This is a genomic window from Citrobacter sp. Cb031 (assembly GCF_030336725.1).
Lineage (GTDB): Bacteria > Pseudomonadota > Gammaproteobacteria > Enterobacterales > Enterobacteriaceae > Citrobacter > Citrobacter braakii.
Genome location: NZ_JAOWDA010000022.1, coordinates 204,671 through 222,569, shown reverse-complemented (window position 1 = coordinate 222,569; position 17,899 = coordinate 204,671). Strand labels below are relative to the sequence as shown.

Annotated in this window: 16 protein-coding genes, 1 tRNA gene and 1 other RNA gene; 12 read left to right on the top strand and 6 right to left on the bottom strand. The window is 54.3% G+C overall.

Annotation, left to right across the window (positions count from 1 at the left end; all coding sequences use genetic code 11):
- Positions 1-14: 14 nt before the first annotated feature.
- From OGV93_RS08460 to OGV93_RS08445, 4 genes are all read right to left on the bottom strand, one after another.
- Positions 15-953 (bottom strand): sugar kinase, encoded by a 939-nt coding sequence (locus OGV93_RS08460; RefSeq protein ID WP_019078077.1) that lies wholly within the window; start codon positions 951-953, stop codon positions 15-17.
- A gap of 3 nt (positions 954-956) precedes the next feature.
- Entirely contained in the window at positions 957-1,706 is a 750-nt protein-coding gene (locus tag OGV93_RS08455) for a sugar phosphate isomerase/epimerase family protein (protein WP_287109508.1), read from the bottom strand.
- A 99-nt stretch (positions 1,707-1,805) separates the two neighbouring features.
- Positions 1,806-2,822 carry a LacI family DNA-binding transcriptional regulator gene (locus OGV93_RS08450; RefSeq protein ID WP_005133828.1) on the bottom strand — a complete coding sequence of 339 codons (1,017 nt, stop codon included), beginning with the start codon at positions 2,820-2,822 and terminating at the stop codon, positions 1,806-1,808.
- A gap of 101 nt (positions 2,823-2,923) precedes the next feature.
- The gene (locus OGV93_RS08445; RefSeq protein WP_016157720.1) at positions 2,924-3,586 is read right to left on the bottom strand and encodes an OmpA family lipoprotein; all 663 of its coding nucleotides are present in this window, start codon (positions 3,584-3,586) and stop codon (positions 2,924-2,926) included.
- 159 nt (positions 3,587-3,745) lie between these two features.
- Here OGV93_RS08445 and OGV93_RS08440 point away from each other — a divergent pair, with 159 nt between their 5' ends.
- Complete coding sequence (locus OGV93_RS08440) at positions 3,746-6,079, top strand: molybdopterin guanine dinucleotide-containing S/N-oxide reductase (protein WP_287109507.1); 2,334 nt, start codon at positions 3,746-3,748, stop codon at positions 6,077-6,079.
- Here OGV93_RS08440 and OGV93_RS08435 read toward each other — a convergent pair.
- Positions 6,048-6,488: an N-acetyltransferase gene (locus OGV93_RS08435; protein WP_065554383.1), complete on the bottom strand. Its 441-nt coding sequence runs from the start codon at positions 6,486-6,488 to the stop codon at positions 6,048-6,050. The two genes, OGV93_RS08440 and OGV93_RS08435, sit on opposite strands and share 32 nt — an antisense overlap.
- The gene (gene tag / locus OGV93_RS08430) at positions 6,478-7,047 is read right to left on the bottom strand and encodes a DNA-3-methyladenine glycosylase I (protein ID WP_287109506.1); all 570 of its coding nucleotides are present in this window, start codon (positions 7,045-7,047) and stop codon (positions 6,478-6,480) included. The genes OGV93_RS08435 and tag overlap by 11 nt, the downstream gene beginning before the upstream one ends.
- 159 nt (positions 7,048-7,206) lie before the next feature.
- Between tag and OGV93_RS08425 the strand changes: the two genes are divergently transcribed.
- The 11 genes from OGV93_RS08425 to dppF all read left to right on the top strand — a co-directional run bounded on the left by OGV93_RS08425 (position 7,207) and on the right by dppF (position 17,868).
- Entirely contained in the window at positions 7,207-7,908 is a 702-nt protein-coding gene (locus OGV93_RS08425; protein ID WP_016154907.1) for an autotransporter outer membrane beta-barrel domain-containing protein, read from the top strand.
- Between the two features lie 251 nt (positions 7,909-8,159).
- Positions 8,160-9,362: an L-lactate MFS transporter gene (locus OGV93_RS08420; protein ID WP_016154906.1), complete on the top strand. Its 1,203-nt coding sequence runs from the start codon at positions 8,160-8,162 to the stop codon at positions 9,360-9,362.
- 210 nt (positions 9,363-9,572) lie between these two features.
- Positions 9,573-11,267, top strand: a complete 1,695-nt coding sequence (eptB, locus tag OGV93_RS08415; protein WP_016157716.1) for a kdo(2)-lipid A phosphoethanolamine 7''-transferase — start codon at positions 9,573-9,575, stop codon at positions 11,265-11,267.
- 91 nt (positions 11,268-11,358) lie between these two features.
- A tRNA-Pro gene (locus OGV93_RS08410) sits at positions 11,359-11,435 on the top strand.
- A 33-nt stretch (positions 11,436-11,468) separates the two neighbouring features.
- Positions 11,469-11,602, top strand: a non-coding RNA gene (locus OGV93_RS08405) — RtT sRNA.
- A gap of 419 nt (positions 11,603-12,021) precedes the next feature.
- Positions 12,022-12,258 carry a hypothetical protein gene (locus OGV93_RS08400; protein WP_137398959.1) on the top strand — a complete coding sequence of 79 codons (237 nt, stop codon included), beginning with the start codon at positions 12,022-12,024 and terminating at the stop codon, positions 12,256-12,258.
- Positions 12,173-13,780, top strand: a complete 1,608-nt coding sequence (gene dppA, locus OGV93_RS08395; RefSeq protein ID WP_016154904.1) for a dipeptide ABC transporter periplasmic-binding protein DppA — start codon at positions 12,173-12,175, stop codon at positions 13,778-13,780. The genes OGV93_RS08400 and dppA overlap by 86 nt, the downstream gene beginning before the upstream one ends.
- 161 nt (positions 13,781-13,941) lie before the next feature.
- Complete coding sequence (dppB, locus tag OGV93_RS08390; RefSeq protein WP_016157714.1) at positions 13,942-14,961, top strand: dipeptide ABC transporter permease DppB; 1,020 nt, start codon at positions 13,942-13,944, stop codon at positions 14,959-14,961.
- A gap of 9 nt (positions 14,962-14,970) precedes the next feature.
- Complete coding sequence (gene dppC, locus OGV93_RS08385; RefSeq protein ID WP_016154902.1) at positions 14,971-15,873, top strand: dipeptide ABC transporter permease DppC; 903 nt, start codon at positions 14,971-14,973, stop codon at positions 15,871-15,873.
- A 10-nt stretch (positions 15,874-15,883) separates the two neighbouring features.
- A complete protein-coding gene (dppD, locus tag OGV93_RS08380) occupies positions 15,884-16,867 on the top strand; it encodes a dipeptide ABC transporter ATP-binding protein (protein WP_016154901.1) in 984 nt (327 codons plus the stop codon).
- The gene (gene dppF, locus OGV93_RS08375) at positions 16,864-17,868 is read left to right on the top strand and encodes a dipeptide ABC transporter ATP-binding subunit DppF (RefSeq protein ID WP_003827418.1); all 1,005 of its coding nucleotides are present in this window, start codon (positions 16,864-16,866) and stop codon (positions 17,866-17,868) included. Before dppD ends, dppF begins: the two co-directional genes overlap by 4 nt.
- Positions 17,869-17,899 lie beyond the last annotated feature (31 nt).

Genomic DNA, 17,899 nt, shown 5'->3' with positions numbered 1-17,899 from the left:
AGTTGGCCGGGAGTTTATTCCCCTAATTGTTCACGTGTGGGTAATCCTTCGCTGTCGCCCTGAACCTGAATGGCCAGTGCGCCGATTTTATTGCCGCGGGTCACCGCCTGATGCAGCGAACGGCCTTCCAGCAGGGCACTGATAACGCCCACGGCAAAGCCATCGCCTGCGCCGACCGTATCGACCACGTTGTCGACTTTTACCGGTGCAACGCAACCTTGTTCACCGCTGGCTGTTTTGTACCAGGCACCATCAGCCCCGGTTTTGATGATCACGGCCTTCACTCCGTGACGCAGATAAAAGTCGGCGATGGCTTCAGGCGTCTGTTGGCCGGTTAAAATCATCCCCTCTTTTAATCCAGGTAAAACCCAGTCAGCCTGGAATGCCAGCCGGTTCAGTTTTTCCACCATCTCGGCTTCGCTTTTCCACAGCACCGGACGCAAATTTGGGTCGAACGAGATGGTCTTCCCCTGGGCTTTCAGCGTGCGGGCGGTGTGCGCCAGTAGTTCATAGGAGCTGGCAGAAAGCGCTGCCGCCACGCCGCTCAGGTGCAAGTGGCGCGCGCTGGCGAAATAGTCCTCGTGATAATCCTCAACGCTGAGGTGGCTGGCGGCGGAACCTTTGCGGAAATACTCCACGATGGGATCGGTTCCATTTTCGACCTTAGATTTAAGCTGAAAGCCGGTAGCGTAACGCCCATCCAGGGTAACTCCCTGCGCATCTATCCCTTCTTTTTCCAGCGACTTAACGATAAAACGACCAAAACTGTCGTTGCCTACGCGGCTCACCCAGCCGACCTTCAGGCCCAGACGAGCAAGACCGGTCGCCACGTTGAGTTCAGCGCCTGCAACGCGCTTGATAAACTGCTCTACATCCGTCAGTTCGCCGGTTTGCGTGGCGACAAACATCGCCATCGCTTCACCAATAGTGACCGCATCCAGTGAATTTTTCATGTGTTACTCCTTGCGTAACAGCTCGACGTAGTGGCGGGTAACCGCCGTCAAATCCTGCCCTTCCAGGGGGAACTCAATACCGCGCGGAACATCGTTGGGCAGCGTTTTTAACAGCGCCAGCCAGCGTGAATCTGCTTCATCAGGCGGTACGGCACGGTAGCTATCGCGATGCGTAACTGCGGCTTTGACATGAATATATCCGACGGTTGCCGCCAGGTTCTGCGCGGCCTGTTTCGGGGAGTCGCCAACCCACAGCCAGTTGCCCATATCGAAAGTCAGAGATATCGGCAGGTTTTGCGTCTGACAGGCTTCATTAAAGCGTTGCATCGGCTGCAGGCGTCCGCAGGCGGTCTGATCGTTTTCCACAACCAGCTCCATGCCGCTGTTGTCCAGCCATTCACGTAAATCGTCGAACTGTTCGGTATGGGAAAAATGACCGAGAGAGACTTTTAACCACAGCGCCTGTAGGGCCTGCGCTTCTTCGAGGAGCTGCGGAAGTCGGGGATTCAGGTTCCCATCCTCAAGGAATAACGGTTCAGGCGCTGAATAACAGGCCAGCAGGCCGAAGAGTTCGATTGCAGAGGCCATTGTGGACAGCGTTTTCAGCTCGGCGTCGGTTAATAACTCGCGGCGGATTTCGACGCCGTCAGCACCGGCTTCGGCAATGATGGGCAACATTGCCGTTTGCCCGCCTGCGGCCCGCACCTGGTCGTAGCCGTAGGCGGCGGTAACCACCATAATTTTTCTTTTCATGGAAACTCCAGACTAGCATTCTTGTTATAACGCTAGATGGAACCGGTTCCAAAGAAAAGCTCATGATGTCGAATTTATGATCACCATCACGAAGGAAATTTAACGGGCGGTTGAGCCGCGCACGATCAGCTCGCCGGAGAATACCTGTTCCTGAATGGCAGCAGAGCCGCCATCAATTCGGCGTACAACCTGCTCAACGGCGGTGTAGCCAATCTGCCATGTGGGTTGTTTCAACGTGGTGATACCGACGCCCGCCAGCTCCGCCCATTCCAGTTCGTCAAAACCGAGCAGGCCGATATCGCTGCCCCAGTTAAGGCCAATGCGCTTCAGGGCGCGGGCAACCTGCAGCGTGAGAGCGCCGTTGGCAGAGATAACGGCTTTGCGCATCCCCCGATGCTGCTGGTGAAACTGGCGCAGCGTGTCATCCAGTTGCGTATTGTCCGTTAGCGGGACTTCGGCATTTTGCGCGATAACGCCGGGGTACTGTGCGAGCGTGGCGCGAAAAGCGCTCAGGCGTTCGCGGCGGGTATTCACCATGCCCAGCGGTTCGCTGAGGAACAGGATGGCTTCAAAACCTTGCTCGACCAGATGTTCAGTGGCAACCGTTGCCGCCTGGGTGTTATCCAGCCCGACCATATCACAGGCAAAATCGGGGATTTTACGGTCAATCAGTACCATCGGTAGCGCAGACTGTTGCAGGCGGTTCAGCCCCTCTTCGCGCATTCCAACGGCGTTGACCACAATCCCTTCGACCTGGTAGCTGCGCAGCAGGTCGAGATAATGCAGCTCCTGATCCACTTCGTTGTTGGTGTTACACACCAGCGGGGTAAAGCCCTTATCGCGACAGGCGGCTTCAATCCCGCTTAACACGTTGACGGAGTAGGGATTAGTAATATCGGCGATGATCAGACCAATCAGACGGGTACGACCGTGTTTCAGGCCTCTTGCCATCAGGCTGGGACGGTAGTCGAGATCGGCAATGGCTTGTTCAATGCGGGCCAGTAGCGCGTCGGAAAGCAGGTGCTTTTCACCGTTGAGGTAGCGTGAAATGCTGGTCTTGCCGGTTTTTGCGGCTTTCGCCACATCGCTGATGGTTGCCCGTGTTGATTTGCTCATCGCTGATTTCCCTAAATTTGGTGACAACACCTTAACGCGAAAATCAACGATGGCAAGTGCTTCATGCCGGATAAGACGCTTCCATTATCCGGCACAAAACGTTACTGGAGCGGGCTTAAGGTGATCTCTACGCGGCGGTTTTGTGCTTTACCTTCCGCCGTGCTGTTACTGGCGATCGGGTTTGCCGGGCCCATACCCTGAGTGCGGATACGGTTAGCGGCGACGCCTTGAGTGATTAAGGCGCTGGCCACGGAGTCCGCGCGCTGTTGCGACAGGCGCATATTCAGATCCTGACTGCCGGTGCTGTCGGTGAAGCCGAGCACGTTGACGGCGGTTTTATTGTACTCTTTCAGTACCATTGCCACGCCTGTCAGGGTGTTGGCACCCGCAGGTTTCAGGTTGCTGCTGTTGCTGTCGAAGGTGACGTTATTTGGCATATTCAGGATGATGTTATCGCCACTGCGCGTCACGCTGACGCCCGTTCCCTGCATTTTGTCGCGCAGTTTTGCTTCCTGCACGTCCATGTAATAGCCGACACCGCCGCCAACGGCCGCGCCAGCCGCCGCACCAATCAGCGCGCCTTTGCCGCGATCTTTCTTCGAAGAAGAGAGTGCGCCAATACCCGCGCCGACCAGAGAGCCAATACCCGCGCCAATGCCGGATTTACCCGCTTCGCGTTCTCCGGTGTAAGGGTTTGTTGTGCAGCCAGAAACCGCTAGGGCGCCGCTCACGATGGCAGCAATAACAAAAACACGTTTCTTCATCTTAATTCCTTAATGACTTTTTCTTCTTTGCCACAGCGACCGTGGCGGTTGATTATGACGTGTGAACATGAAGAAAATTCCAGGGAAGACTCTGAAATTTGTAAGTAACATTGAACGGCATAATAAATAAGCCGTCACATCGCATTCAGGAGCGCCATCTTGGCTAATTCACCCGCACATTACTCGGTGTTAACCGCCGCCCACTGGGGACCTATTCTCGTCGAAACCGATGGCGAGACGGTTTTCTCCTCTCGCGGCGTGCTGCCCACCGCCCATCCCAACTCTTTGCAAACCGTGGTGCGCGACCAGGTACACAGTAAAACGCGGGTACGTTTTCCCATGGTGCGTAAAGGCTTTCTCGCCTCGCCGGAGGATCCGCAGGGGGTGCGCGGGCAGGATGAATTTGTTCGTGTCAGTTGGGACGACGCGCTGAATCTTATCCATACGCAGCATAAACGCATCCGTGACAGCTACGGCCCGGCCTCGATTTTTGCCGGTTCCTACGGCTGGCGTTCCAACGGCGTGTTACACAAAGCCGCAACCCTGCTACAGCGTTATATGGCGCTGGCGGGTGGTTATACCGGGCATCTGGGGGATTACTCGACGGGTGCTGCGCAGGCCATCATGCCGTACGTGGTGGGCGGTAACGAAGTTTACCAGCAGCAGACCAGTTGGCCGGTGGTGCTGGAGAACAGCGAAGTGGTGGTGTTATGGAGCGCCAATCCGCTGAATACCCTGAAAATTGCCTGGAACGCCTCCGACGAGCAGGGCCTCGCTTACTTTGAGGCACTGCGTGGCAGCGGGAAGCGGTTGATCTGTATCGATCCGATGCGATCGGAAAGCGTCGATTTCTTTGGCGAGAAGATGGAATGGATCGCTCCACATATGGGAACCGACGTGGCGCTGATGCTGGGTATCGCGCATACGCTGGTGGAAAACGGCTGGCACGACGCGGACTTTCTCGCTCGGTGTACGACCGGATATGACCGTTTTGCCGACTATCTGCTGGGCAAATCTGACGATGTTGCAAAAACGGCAGAATGGGCCGCGGGAATTTGTGGTGTTCCGGCGGCGAAAATACGTGAACTTGCGGCGATATTTCACCAAAACACCACCATGCTGATGGCGGGGTGGGGTATGCAACGCCAGCAGTATGGCGAGCAGAAACACTGGATGATTGTCACGCTGGCCGCCATGCTCGGGCAAATCGGGACGCCTGGCGGCGGCTTTGGGCTGTCGTACCATTTTGCCAACGGCGGCAACCCAACGCGCCGTGCTGCGGTGCTGGCTTCAATGCAGGGCAGCGTTAAAAACGGTACCGACGCGGTAGATAAAATCCCGGTGGCGCGAATTGTTGAAGCGCTGGAGAACCCCGGTGGTTTTTATCAGCACAACGGTATGGACCGCCATTTCCCGGACATCCGTATGCTGTGGTGGGCGGGCGGCGCCAACTTCACCCATCATCAGGACACCAACCGTCTGATTCGCGCCTGGCAAAAACCGGAGCTGGTGGTTATCTCGGAGTGTTTCTGGACAGCCGCAGCGAAGCATGCCGATATCGTGCTGCCGGCGACGACGTCTTTTGAGCGTAATGATTTGACCATGACCGGCGATTACAGCAACCAGCATCTGGTGCCGATGAAGCAGGTTGTATCGCCGCAGGCTGAAGCGCGAAATGATTTTGATGTCTTTGCCGAGCTGAGTGAACGCTGGGAGAAGGGCGGATATGAGCGATTTACCGAAGGCAAAAGCGAGCTGGAATGGCTGGAGACTTTTTACAACATTGCCGGGCAGCGTGGGGCTAGCCAGCAGGTGACGTTGCCGCCATTCACCGAGTTTTGGCAGCGGAATGCGCTGATCGAAATGCCGGAAAACGCCGCCAGCGCGGAGTTTATCCGTTTCGCGGATTTTCGCCGCAACCCACAGGCGCATCCGCTGAAAACGGACAGCGGTAAAATTGAAATCTACTCCGCGAGGATTGCCGGTTACGGTTACGCGGACTGTGCGGGGCATCCGATGTGGCTGGAGCCGGATGAGTGGTTCGGTAACGCCGAGCCGGGCCAGTTACAGCTGCTTTCCGCCCATCCGGCGCACCGTTTGCACAGTCAGCTAAATTACAGCGCGTTGCGCGAACAGTATGCGGTAGCGGATCGTGAGCCCGTCACGATTCATCCGCAGGATGCCAAAGCGCGCGGTATTGCGGATGGCGACACGGTCAGGGTGTGGAACCAGCGTGGGCACGTTCTGGCGGGAGCGGTCGTGACGACGGGAATTAAACCCGGTGTCATCTGTATTCATGAGGGTGCCTGGCCTGATTTGGATCTCGCCGCCAACGGTATTTGTAAAAATGGCGCCGTCAACGTGCTGACCAAAGATCTCCCCAGCTCGAAGCTGGGGAATGGCTGTGCGGGCAACACTGCGCTGGCGTGGCTCGAAAAATACAGCGGACCAACGTTGACGCTTACGGCGTTTGATCCGCCTGCCAGCCCATAATCCACGTGGGATGGTGAGTATCTTCCTGCCATGCGCCATCTTCAATGCGAAAACCCAGCGCATGGTAGAAGTTCACCGCTGATTGATTCTTCTGGTAGACCTCGAGGCTGAGTAACGAAAAGCGCTGCTGTACATGCTGCACCAGCGCTTTGCCGATCCCGCTTCTGATGGCGGCAGGCGCGACGAACAGCGCGCCGAGAAAGCGGTCGTCAATGACGCTGGCAAAGCCTTTGAGCACCCCTTCTTCTTCCCATACCCAGGTTTGTGCGGCTGGCAGATAAACATCCCGCACGATGGATTCACTTTCGCGCCAGTAGCGTTCTTCGATAAACGGATGGGCATGGATCGTGCTTTCCATCCACAGCGCCAGAATCGACGGTAGATCGTCAGCCTTTGATTCACGAATCATGTTGTTCTCCCGGGTAACAGAGACAGCTGGTGACATGGTCGTTGACCAGGCCGCATGCCTGCATAAAGGAGTAACAGATGGTGGTGCCGACAAACTTAAATCCGCGTTTTTTTAACGCTTTAGACAGAGCATCTGACGCCGGTGTAGAGGTGGGGATATCGCTCAGGTTGGCGGCGCGGGTCAGTTGCGGTTGGTTATCAACAAACGACCAGACGAACTCGCTAAACGATTCTCCGTTTTGCGCCATGGTCAGAAAGGCGCGAGCGTTGCCGATAATGGCCTGAATTTTTCCTCTATGGCGAATAATGCCGGCATCCAGTACCAGTCTTTCCACATCCTCTTCGGTCATGGCCGCCACTTTTTCCGGGTCAAAATGGTGGAAGGCGTGGCGATAATTTTCCCGTTTCTTAAGCACAGTGATCCACGATAAACCGGCCTGTTGGCCTTCCAGACAGATCATTTCGAACAGCTTGTTGCCATCTGTTTCGGGGACGCCCCATTCCTTGTCGTGGTAGGCAATGTAAAGTGGGTCCTGGCTGACCCATCCGCAACGCTGCATATTCTTCCTCGCTGTTTTTACTGGCGTAAAAATTTCATTCGGCCCGCCTTGACGCGCCAGCTAAAAAGACAATATTTAATACAGGGCCTGATGGGCCCGATATCCTTCACACAATGACAATAATATCGCCGAATTCGGCTCTTTTCTGGAGTCGCGTTGATGATTATAAGAAACAGTAGTGGTCGCCAAAGGTTAACTCTGGCGAGCGTCGTAGTTTGTGCGCTGTTCATCAATACAGCATATGGCTGGCAACAAGAATATATCGTTGATGCGATGTCAGGGCATACGGCTGAACGTTATACATGGGACAGCGATCACCAACCACGTTATAACGACATTCTGGAAGAACGTATTCGCTCCACTCAAAACGTGGCGGGTCCCGTGGTGAATCTGGCGGATGAAACGCCTATGGATGCGACCAGCGGCATGAGTATGGGCTGGAACTTTCCGCTTTCAAGGCAGGTGATGACTGGTCCGGTGGCCGCGCTGCATTATGACGGTTCGACCACGTCTACTTACAACGAATTTGGCGATAGCGTGACGTCGGTAACGCAGAACGATCCGCTGTGGCATGCCAGCGTCAGCACGTTAGGCTGGCGAGTCAATTCTCAGTTCGGTGATGTGCGACCGTGGGCGCAAATCAGCTATAACCAGCAGTTTGGCGAGAATATCTGGAAAGCGCAGTCGGGCCTCAGTCGCATGACGGCGGCGGGTCAAGACGGTAACTGGCTGGATGTTACCGTTGGCGCAGATATGCTGTTGAACCGGCACATGGCAGCTTACGCGGCGCTTTCGCAGGCGGAAAATAGCACCAATAACAGCGACTATATGTACACCATGGGAGTGAGTGCCAAATTTTAACGCAAACAATCATCATATAAACATCTCTGTTACATATTGAGATCAACAATCACACGCCCCTCAGCGATAGCGTGTACTAACTCTTACGATAAAATTCAGTAACCCGACTTTTTGTCTCGTCATTCATTCCGCATTCCAGGCATTTCATTCCGTCCTGGTGGCATTTCATGCCGTTTTCTCCTGGCCATAAAAGCGCTTCGGTATGGTTGTTGGCAGAGAATTTCCCATTTTGCTTATGCAGGAAGACTGCCATGAAAACTTCTGATTATCAGCGCACTCGCTGGCTAACACTGATCGGCACGATTATTACCCAATTTGCTTTAGGTTCTGTTTATACCTGGAGCCTGTTTAATGGCGCGCTCTCTTCTAAGCTCGATGCGCCGGTAAGTCAGGTGGCATTTTCCTTTGGCCTGCTGAGCCTCGGGCTGGCGATTTCCTCTTCCGTTGCCGGCAAGCTGCAGGAACGTTTTGGCGTGAAACGCGTCACCATGGCCTCCGGTATTTTACTCGGCGTCGGTTTCTTCTTAACCGCCCATTCCAACAGCCTGATTATGCTGTGGCTGAGCGCCGGTGTGCTGGTTGGTCTGGCGGATGGTGCAGGTTACCTGTTAACGCTTTCCAACTGCGTAAAATGGTTCCCTGAGCGTAAAGGGCTGATTTCCGCCTTTGCCATCGGTTCTTATGGCCTTGGCAGCCTCGGTTTTAAATTTATCGACAGCCAACTGCTGAGCACCGTGGGCCTGGAAAAAACCTTCATGATTTGGGGCGCGATCGTACTGGTGATGATCGTCTTTGGCTCCACGCTGATGAAAGATGCGCCGAATCAGGAAGTGAAAGCGAAGAATGGCGTGGTTGAGAACGACTACACCCTGGCGCAATCCATGCGCAAACCGCAGTACTGGATGCTGGCAGTCATGTTCCTGACAGCGTGTATGAGCGGTCTGTACGTCATTGGCGTGGCGAAAGATATCGCACAAAGCCTGGCGCATATGGATGTGGCGACGGCGGCGAATGCAGTTACCGTCATTTCTATCGCGAACCTGTCGGGTCGTCTGGTGCTGGGGATTCTGTCCGATAAAATCTCCCGTATTCGCGTGATCACCATTGGTCAGGTCGTTTCGCTGGTCGGTATGGCTGCACTGTTGTTCGCGCCGCTGAATGACGTAACCTTCTTTATGGCCATTGCCTGTGTCGCATTTAACTTTGGCGGCACCATCACCGTATTCCCGTCACTGGTCAGCGAGTTCTTCGGTCTGAATAACCTGGCTAAAAACTACGGTGTTATTTACCTGGGCTTCGGTATCGGTAGTATTTGCGGTTCCATTATCGCCTCGCTGTTTGGCGGGTTCTATGTGACCTTCTGCGTCATCTTTGCGCTGTTAATCATTTCGCTGGCGCTTTCTACCACTATTCGTCAGCCACAACGTAGCGTCTATACCGAGGCGCACGCCTAAATCTATTAGTAGTATGATTAATACCTGGCGCATATATTTACAAAAATTTATGCGCCATTTTCATTCTCTATAAGCACTTTTGCTCCCTCCTGTGGTCTACTTACCCGCGCCCGTAGACATTTCACCTCTGCTGTTGTCGCATTTTTCCTCTGTCAGGTCTGATTGATCGCTGCTCAGGGTTTTTTATCCCGATTTCCAGGGTTTGTTTGCATGAGATACATTAAGTCGATGACGCAGCAGAAACTCAGTTTCTTGCTGGCAATCTATATCGGTTTGTTTATGAACTGTGCTGTATTTTTCCGTCGTTTTAGCGGATATGCGCACGATTTTACCGTCTGGAAAGGACTTTCCGCGGTTGTTGAATTGGCCGGCACTGTGCTGGTGACCTTCTTTTTACTACGCCTTCTCTCTTTGTTTGGCCGCCGCGCCTGGCGTGTCCTGGCAACCTGTTTGGTGCTGTGTTCTGCCGGCGCCAGTTATTATATGACCTTCCTGAACGTGGTAATTGGTTACGGTATTATCGCCTCCGTAATGACCACGGATATTGATTTATCGAAAGAAGTCGTCGGCTGGCATTTCATCGTGTGGCTGGTTTCGGTCAGTATTATTCCCTTGGTGCTGATTTGGAGTAACCGCTGCCGCTACACGTTGATGAGACAAATTCGTACGCCGGGCATGAGGTGGCGTAGCGTAGCGGTAGTTTTACTGGCCGGCCTGATGGTATGGGCGCCGATTCGCCTGCTGAGCATGCAACAGAGAAGCGTAGAGCGAGAAACAGGTATCGATTTACCCAGCTATGGCGGGGTTGTGGCGAACTCTTACTTGCCGTCAAACTGGCTCTCTGCGCTGGGTTTGTACGCCTGGGCACAGGTGGATGAATCCTCAGACAACAAATCGCTGATGAACCCGGCGAAGAAATTTACCTATGTTGAGCCTAAGAATCTCGACGACACCTATGTGGTCTTTATTATCGGCGAAACCACCCGCTGGGACCATATGGGGATTTTTGGCTATGAGCGAAATACCACGCCAAGGCTCGCCCAGGAGAAAAACCTGGCCGCGTTCCGTGGATATTCCTGTGACACGGCGACCAAGCTTTCGCTGCGCTGTATGTTTGTGCGTGAAGGTGGGGCGGAAGAAAACCCGCAGCGTACCCTGAAAGAACAAAACGTCTTTTCCGTGCTCGGTCAGTTAGGGTTCAAGACAGACCTCTACGCGATGCAAAGCGAGATGTGGTTCTACAGCAATACCATGGCGGAGAACATCGCTTACCGAGAGCAGATTGGCGCAGAGCCGCGTAACCGTGGCAAGAACGTTGACGATATGCTGTTGATTACCGAAATGCAGCAGTCTCTGCAACCGACTGATGATGATGGCAAACGTCTGATTATTCTGCATACCAAAGGTTCGCATTTTAACTACACGCAGCGCTACACCCGCGAATATGCGCAGTGGAAGCCGGAGTGTGTCAATGTGGATAGCGGTTGCTCGAAAGCCGAGATGATTAACTCTTTTGATAACTCGGTAACCTATGTTGATCACTTTATTACCAAAGTGTTTGATCAACTGCGGGATAAGAAAGCGATAGTGTTCTACGCCGCCGATCACGGTGAGTCGATTAACGAGCGTGAGCACCTGCACGGTACGCCGCGTAAAATGGCTCCGCCAGAGCAGTTCCGCGTTCCAATGCTGGTGTGGATGTCAGACAAATATCTGGAAGACCCAGACCATGCGAAGGCGTTTGCACACCTGAAGCAAGAAGCGGATATGAAGGTGCCGCGTCGTCATGTGGAACTGTACGACACTATTTTGGGTTGCCTCGGTTATACCTCGCCAAATGGCGGTATTAACGAGAATAACAACTGGTGCCGTATCCCGGACGCGAAGAAGGTTACGGCTCAGTAATTGGGCTGCTGACTTTCTCGCCGATCAAATGGCATTTTGATACTAAGGGATTGACGGGGGCGCGGCTGAGCAGTAAGATGCGCCCCGCATTCGGTGATTGGCGCAGCCTGGTAGCGCACTTCGTTCGGGACGAAGGGGTCGGAGGTTCGAATCCTCTATCACCGACCAAATTCAAAACCCTGCTCAACGAGCAGGGTTTTTTGCATTTGAAACCCACGAGGATGAGAACCTCCGGGGGTAAGAGGTTCGACTCGAGCGCAGCGAGAGAACGTTGCGTTAGCAACGGCCCGTAGGGCGAGCCACGTCAGTGGCGAGTAATCCTCTCTCACCGACCAAAATGGACCTTCCTTTTATCTGCAAAAATTGTGCACCACTTCCCACTGACTGTTAACGATTCTGTGACATATTCCATTGCCTTTTTTTATATTTGCTTGAAACTTTTTTTGCGCTACTTATGGCTGAACCTGGCATTTTCCGCTGTGCGCTTTAGCGTTCATGGCATTAATCGCTCAGATATGCAGCATTAATTTAGAAAGTTTTAATAATTTGCATAAATGTTAATCACCAAATGTTGCGAAATATGAAGATGTTTATTCTGGCATAGTGCGCGTAGCACAAATTTCCCTGCTGAAAATGTCCTTCTGCACTTTTTTTAATCTTTGTTTGCGAATTCTCACCGTTGGTGTAAATCACGGTTACCTGTATTGACGTTTTCACATTCTGTTGACAGATTGTAGGGCATGAGGGGCATTTCATGGAGAATCCGCACTGCAACTCAGTCGCTTATGTGAACGGAATCCCTATCCTCTTAACGCCGACCCGGCCGGGTAAAAAACAAAAAAGGCCAGGCGGTGCAAACCCACTGCAAAGGGTAAAACAACAAACATCACATTTGGAGCAGAAGAATGAGTATTTCCTTGAAGAAGTCAGGGATGCTGAAGCTTGGTCTGAGCCTGGTGGCTATGACCTGCGCCGCAAGCGTACAGGCTAAAACTCTGGTTTATTGTTCAGAAGGATCTCCTGAAGGCTTTAACCCACAGCTTTTCACCTCTGGCACGACCTATGATGCCAGCTCCGTACCGATCTATAACCGCCTGGTCGAGTTCAAAACCGGTACAACTGAAGTGATCCCGGGCCTTGCTGAGAAGTGGGAAATCAGCGAAGACGGTAAAACCTATACCTTCCACCTGCGCCAGGGCGTGAAGTGGCAGGACAACAAAGATTTCAAACCGACGCGCGATTTAAACGCCGATGACGTGGTGTTCTCTTTCGATCGTCAGAAAAATGCCCAGAACCCGTACCACAAAGTCTCTGGCGGTAGCTATGAATACTTCGAAGGGATGGGTCTGCCAGATCTGATCTCCGAAGTGAAAAAAGTGGACGATAAAACCGTTCAGTTCGTGCTGACTCGCCCGGAAGCGCCTTTCCTGGCTGACCTGGCGATGGACTTCGCTTCTATTCTTTCCAAAGAATATGCAGACAACATGCTGAAAGCCGGCTCCCCGGAGAAAGTGGATCTGAACCCAATTGGGACCGGTCCGTTCCAGCTGCAGCAGTACCAGAAAGACTCCCGTATTCTGTATAAAGCATTCGAAGGTTACTGGGGCACCAAGCCACAGATTGACCGTCTGGTCTTCTCCATTACGCCTGACGCTTCCGTGCGTTACGCCAAACTGCAGAAGAACGAGTGCCAGGTGATGCCGTACCCGAACCCGGCAGATATCGCGCGCATGAAGCAGGATAAAAACATTAACCTGATGGAGCAGGCCGGTCTGAACGTTGGCTACCTCTCTTTCAACACCGAGAAGAAACCGTTTGATGACGTGAAAGTCCGTCAGGCGCTGACCTACGCGGTGAACAAAGAAGCCATCATTAAAGCGGTATATCAGGGCGCTGGCGTTGCCGCGAAAAACCTGATCCCACCGACCATGTGGGGCTATAACGACGACGTTAAAGACTACACCTACGATCCTGAAAAGGCTAAAGCGCTGCTGAAGGAAGCGGGTCAGGATAAAGGCTTCACCGTTGAGCTGTGGGCCATGCCGGTACAGCGTCCTTACAACCCGAACGCCCGCCGTATGGCGGAAATGGTTCAGGCTGACTGGGCGAAAATCGGCGTTCAGGCCAAGATTGTGACCTACGAGTGGGGCGAATATCTGAAACGCGCCAAAGCGGGTGAGCATCAGGCGGTGATGATGGGTTGGACCGGTGACAACGGGGATCCGGACAACTTCTTCGCCACCCTGTTCAGCTGTGCGGCAGCGAAAGACGGTTCCAACTACTCTCGCTGGTGCTACAAGCCGTTTGAAGATCTGATCCAGCCGGCGCGTGCGACCGACGATCACAACAAACGTATTGAACTGTACAAGCAAGCTCAGGTTGTTATGCACGATCAGGCCCCGGCTCTGATTGTTGCTCACTCCACCGTGTATGAACCAGTGCGTAAAGAAGTGAAAGGCTATGTGGTTGATCCATTAGGCAAACATCACTTCGAAAACGTCTCTGTCGAATAATTAAAAGCAAGCCAGGCAGCGCTACGGACCGTTAAGTCGGGTCACCGTAGCGCCACCTGACAGTAATGCTTTATCTCCCTCTCGCTGGAGGGGGAGATAAGATTTGTGAGCAATACAGATTCACGGTTCCAGGCCGTGCGTCATTAGAGAGAATCCGGGTTATGTTGCAGTTCATTCTCCGACGTTTGGGACTCGTCATCCCCACGTTTATCGGTATCACTCTTCTCACCTTTGCTTTCGTTCATATGATCCCCGGCGATCCGGTAATGATCATGGCGGGTGAGCGTGGAATTTCCCCTGAGCGTCATGCTCAACTGTTGGCTGAACTCGGGCTGGATAAACCGATGTGGCAGCAGTACCTCCATTATATCTGGGGGGTTATGCATGGTGATTTAGGTATCTCGCTGAAAAGCCGATTACCGGTGTGGGAAGAGTTCGTTCCTCGCTTTAAAGCAACGCTGGAACTTGGCGTCTGCGCGATGATTTTCGCCGTTGCGGTGGGTATTCCGGTGGGGGTACTTGCTGCCGTTAAGCGCGGCTCAATTTTCGATCACACTGCCGTTGGCCTGGCGCTGACCGGTTACTCCATGCCGATTTTCTGGTGGGGCATGATGCTGATCATGCTGGTTTCCGTGCAGTGGAACCTGACGCCGGTTTCCGGTCGGGTGAGCGACATGGTGTTCCTTGATGATTCCAATCCCCTGACCGGTTTCATGCTGATTGACACCGCCATTTGGGGTGAAGAGGGCAACTTTATCGATGCGCTGGTGCATATGATACTGCCGGCAATGGTGCTTGGCACCATTCCTCTGGCGGTAATTGTGCGTATGACTCGTTCATCAATGCTGGAAGTACTGGGTGAAGATTACATTCGTACCGCACGCGCCAAAGGCCTGACCCGTATGCGCGTCATCATCATTCACGCTCTGCGTAACGCGATGCTTCCCGTTGTGACCGTTATCGGCCTGCAGGTCGGTACGTTATTGGCTGGGGCGATCCTGACCGAGACTATTTTCTCGTGGCCGGGACTGGGACGCTGGTTGATCGATGCGCTACAACGCCGTGATTATCCAGTGGTACAGGGCGGGGTACTGCTGGTCGCGACGATGATTATCCTCGTCAACCTGCTGGTAGACCTGCTGTACGGCGTGGTGAACCCGCGTATTCGGCATAGGAAGTAAGGGGCCATCATGTCACAGGTTACTGAAAATAAAGTTATTGCTGCACCGGTGCCCATGACCCCGCTGCAGGAGTTCTGGCACTATTTTAAACGCAACAAAGGTGCGGTTGTTGGGCTGGTGTACGTTGTCGTGATGATCCTGATTGCGGTCTTTGCCAACGTCCTCGCGCCGTACAACCCGGCAGAGCAGTTCCGCGATACGCTGCTGGCTCCTCCTGCGTGGCAGGAAGGCGGTACCATGGCGCATCTGTTTGGTACTGATGATGTGGGCCGCGATGTGCTGTCCCGCCTGATGTACGGTGCGCGTCTGTCTCTGTTGGTCGGCTGTCTGGTGGTGGTGCTCTCCCTGCTGATGGGCGTGATTCTCGGGCTGATTGCCGGTTACTTTGGCGGGATTGTCGATAACGTCATCATGCGTGTGGTCGATATCATGCTGGCACTGCCGAGCCTGTTACTGGCGCTGGTGCTGGTGGCGGTATTTGGGCCCTCGATTGGCAACGCCGCGCTGGCGCTGACGTTCGTGGCATTGCCGCACTATGTGCGTCTGACGCGCGCCGCCGTCCTGGTGGAGGTTAACCGCGACTACGTTACCGCATCCCGCGTGGCCGGAGCCGGTGCGATGCGCCAGATGTTCGTCAATATTCTTCCTAACTGTCTTGCGCCGCTGATTGTTCAGGCGTCGCTTGGCTTCTCTAACGCCATTCTCGATATGGCTGCCCTCGGCTTCCTGGGGATGGGCGCACAGCCGCCTACGCCGGAATGGGGCACCATGCTCTCTGACGTGTTGCAATTTGCCCAAAGCGCCTGGTGGGTCGTGACCTTCCCGGGGCTGGCAATCCTGCTGACGGTGCTGGCATTTAACCTGATGGGTGACGGTCTGCGTGACGCGCTCGATCCCAAACTGAAGCAGTAAGAGGTTCGAGATGGCGTTATTAAATGTAGATAAATTATCGGTGCACTTCGGCGATGTGGGGTCCGAATTCCGTGCCGTAGACCGCATTAGTTACAGCGTGAACCAGGGTGAAGTGGTTGGCATTGTAGGGGAGTCCGGCTCTGGTAAGTCCGTCAGCTCGCTGGCGATTATGGGACTGATTGACTACCCAGGCCGCGTTATGGCCGAAAATCTGGAGTTTAATGGTCGTGACCTGAAGCGCATCTCTGAGAAAGAGCGTCGCCAGTTAGTGGGCGCGGAAGTGGCGATGATCTTCCAGGACCCGATGACCAGCCTTAACCCGTGCTACACCGTCGGCTACCAGATTATGGAAGCCATTAAGGTGCACCAGGGCGGCAACAAAAAAACGCGTATTCAGCGGGCGATTGACCTGCTGACGCTGGTGGGGATCCCCGATCCGGCCTCGCGTCTGGATGTCTATCCGCACCAGTTGTCTGGTGGGATGAGCCAGCGCGTGATGATCGCGATGGCGATTGCCTGTCGTCCAAAGCTGCTGATTGCCGATGAACCGACAACGGCGCTGGATGTGACCATTCAGGCGCAGATCATCGAGCTACTGCTGGAATTGCAGCAAAAAGAGAACATGGCGCTGGTCCTAATCACGCACGACCTGGCGCTGGTGGCCGAAGCGGCGCACAAGATCATTGTGATGTACGCCGGGCAGGTAGTGGAAGCCGGGGCCGCGCAGGATATTTTTCGCGCGCCGCGTCATCCGTATACCCAGGCGTTGCTGCGCGCGTTGCCGGAGTTCGCTCAGGATAAAGCGCGTCTGGCTTCGTTACCGGGCGTGGTGCCAGGTAAATATGACCGCCCGACCGGCTGTTTACTGAACCCGCGCTGCCCCTATGCGACTGACAAATGCCGCGCTGAAGAACCTGAACTGAACCTGCTGGAAGGCGGTCGTCAGTCGAAATGCCACTACCCACTTGATGATGCCGGGAGGCCTGGGCTATGAGTACGCAAAAGGCCGCTTTGCCACAGCCGCTGTTGCAGGCAATTGACCTGAAAAAACACTACCCGGTGAAGAAGGGGATGTTCGCCCCGGAACGCCTGGTGAAAGCGCTGGACGGCGTCTCCTTTACGCTGGAACGCGGCAAAACCCTGGCGGTGGTAGGCGAGTCGGGCTGTGGGAAATCCACCCTTGGTCGCCTGCTGACGATGATTGAAGTCCCGACCGGCGGCGAGCTGTATTATCAGGGGCAGGATCTGCTTAAGCACGACCCGCAGGCGCAGAAGCTGCGCCGGCAGAAAATCCAGATTGTGTTCCAGAACCCTTACGGTTCCCTGAACCCGCGCAAGAAAGTAGGGCAGATTCTGGAAGAGCCGCTGCTGATCAACTCCACGCTAAGTAAAGAGGAGCGTCGTGAAAAAGCGCTGGCGATGATGGCGAAAGTGGGGCTGAAAACCGAGCACTACGACCGCTATCCGCACATGTTCTCCGGCGGTCAGCGTCAGCGTATTGCCATCGCTCGCGGGCTGATGCTTGATCCAGACGTGGTGATTGCCGACGAACCGGTCTCGGCGCTGGACGTTTCTGTTCGTGCGCAGGTGCTGAACCTGATGATGGACTTGCAGCAGGAACTGGGGCTGTCATACGTCTTTATCTCGCACGACCTGTCGGTGGTAGAGCACATTGCCGATGAGGTGATGGTGATGTATTTAGGCCGTTGCGTGGAAAAAGGAACGAAGGATCAGATCTTCAATAATCCGCGTCATCCGTATACGCAGGCGCTGCTCTCTGCGACGCCGCGCCTGAACCCGGACGATCGCCGCGAGCGTATCAAGCTGACCGGTGAGCTGCCAAGCCCGCTGAATCCACCGCCGGGCTGTGCGTTCAATGCCCGCTGCCGTCGGCGTTTTGGTCCGTGTACCCAGCTTCAGCCGCAGTTGAAGGATTACGGTGGACAACTCGTGGCCTGTTTCGCTGTTGACCAGGATGAAAATCCACAGCAATAAACGTGGGTTATGACCTGATAACCGGAGCCTT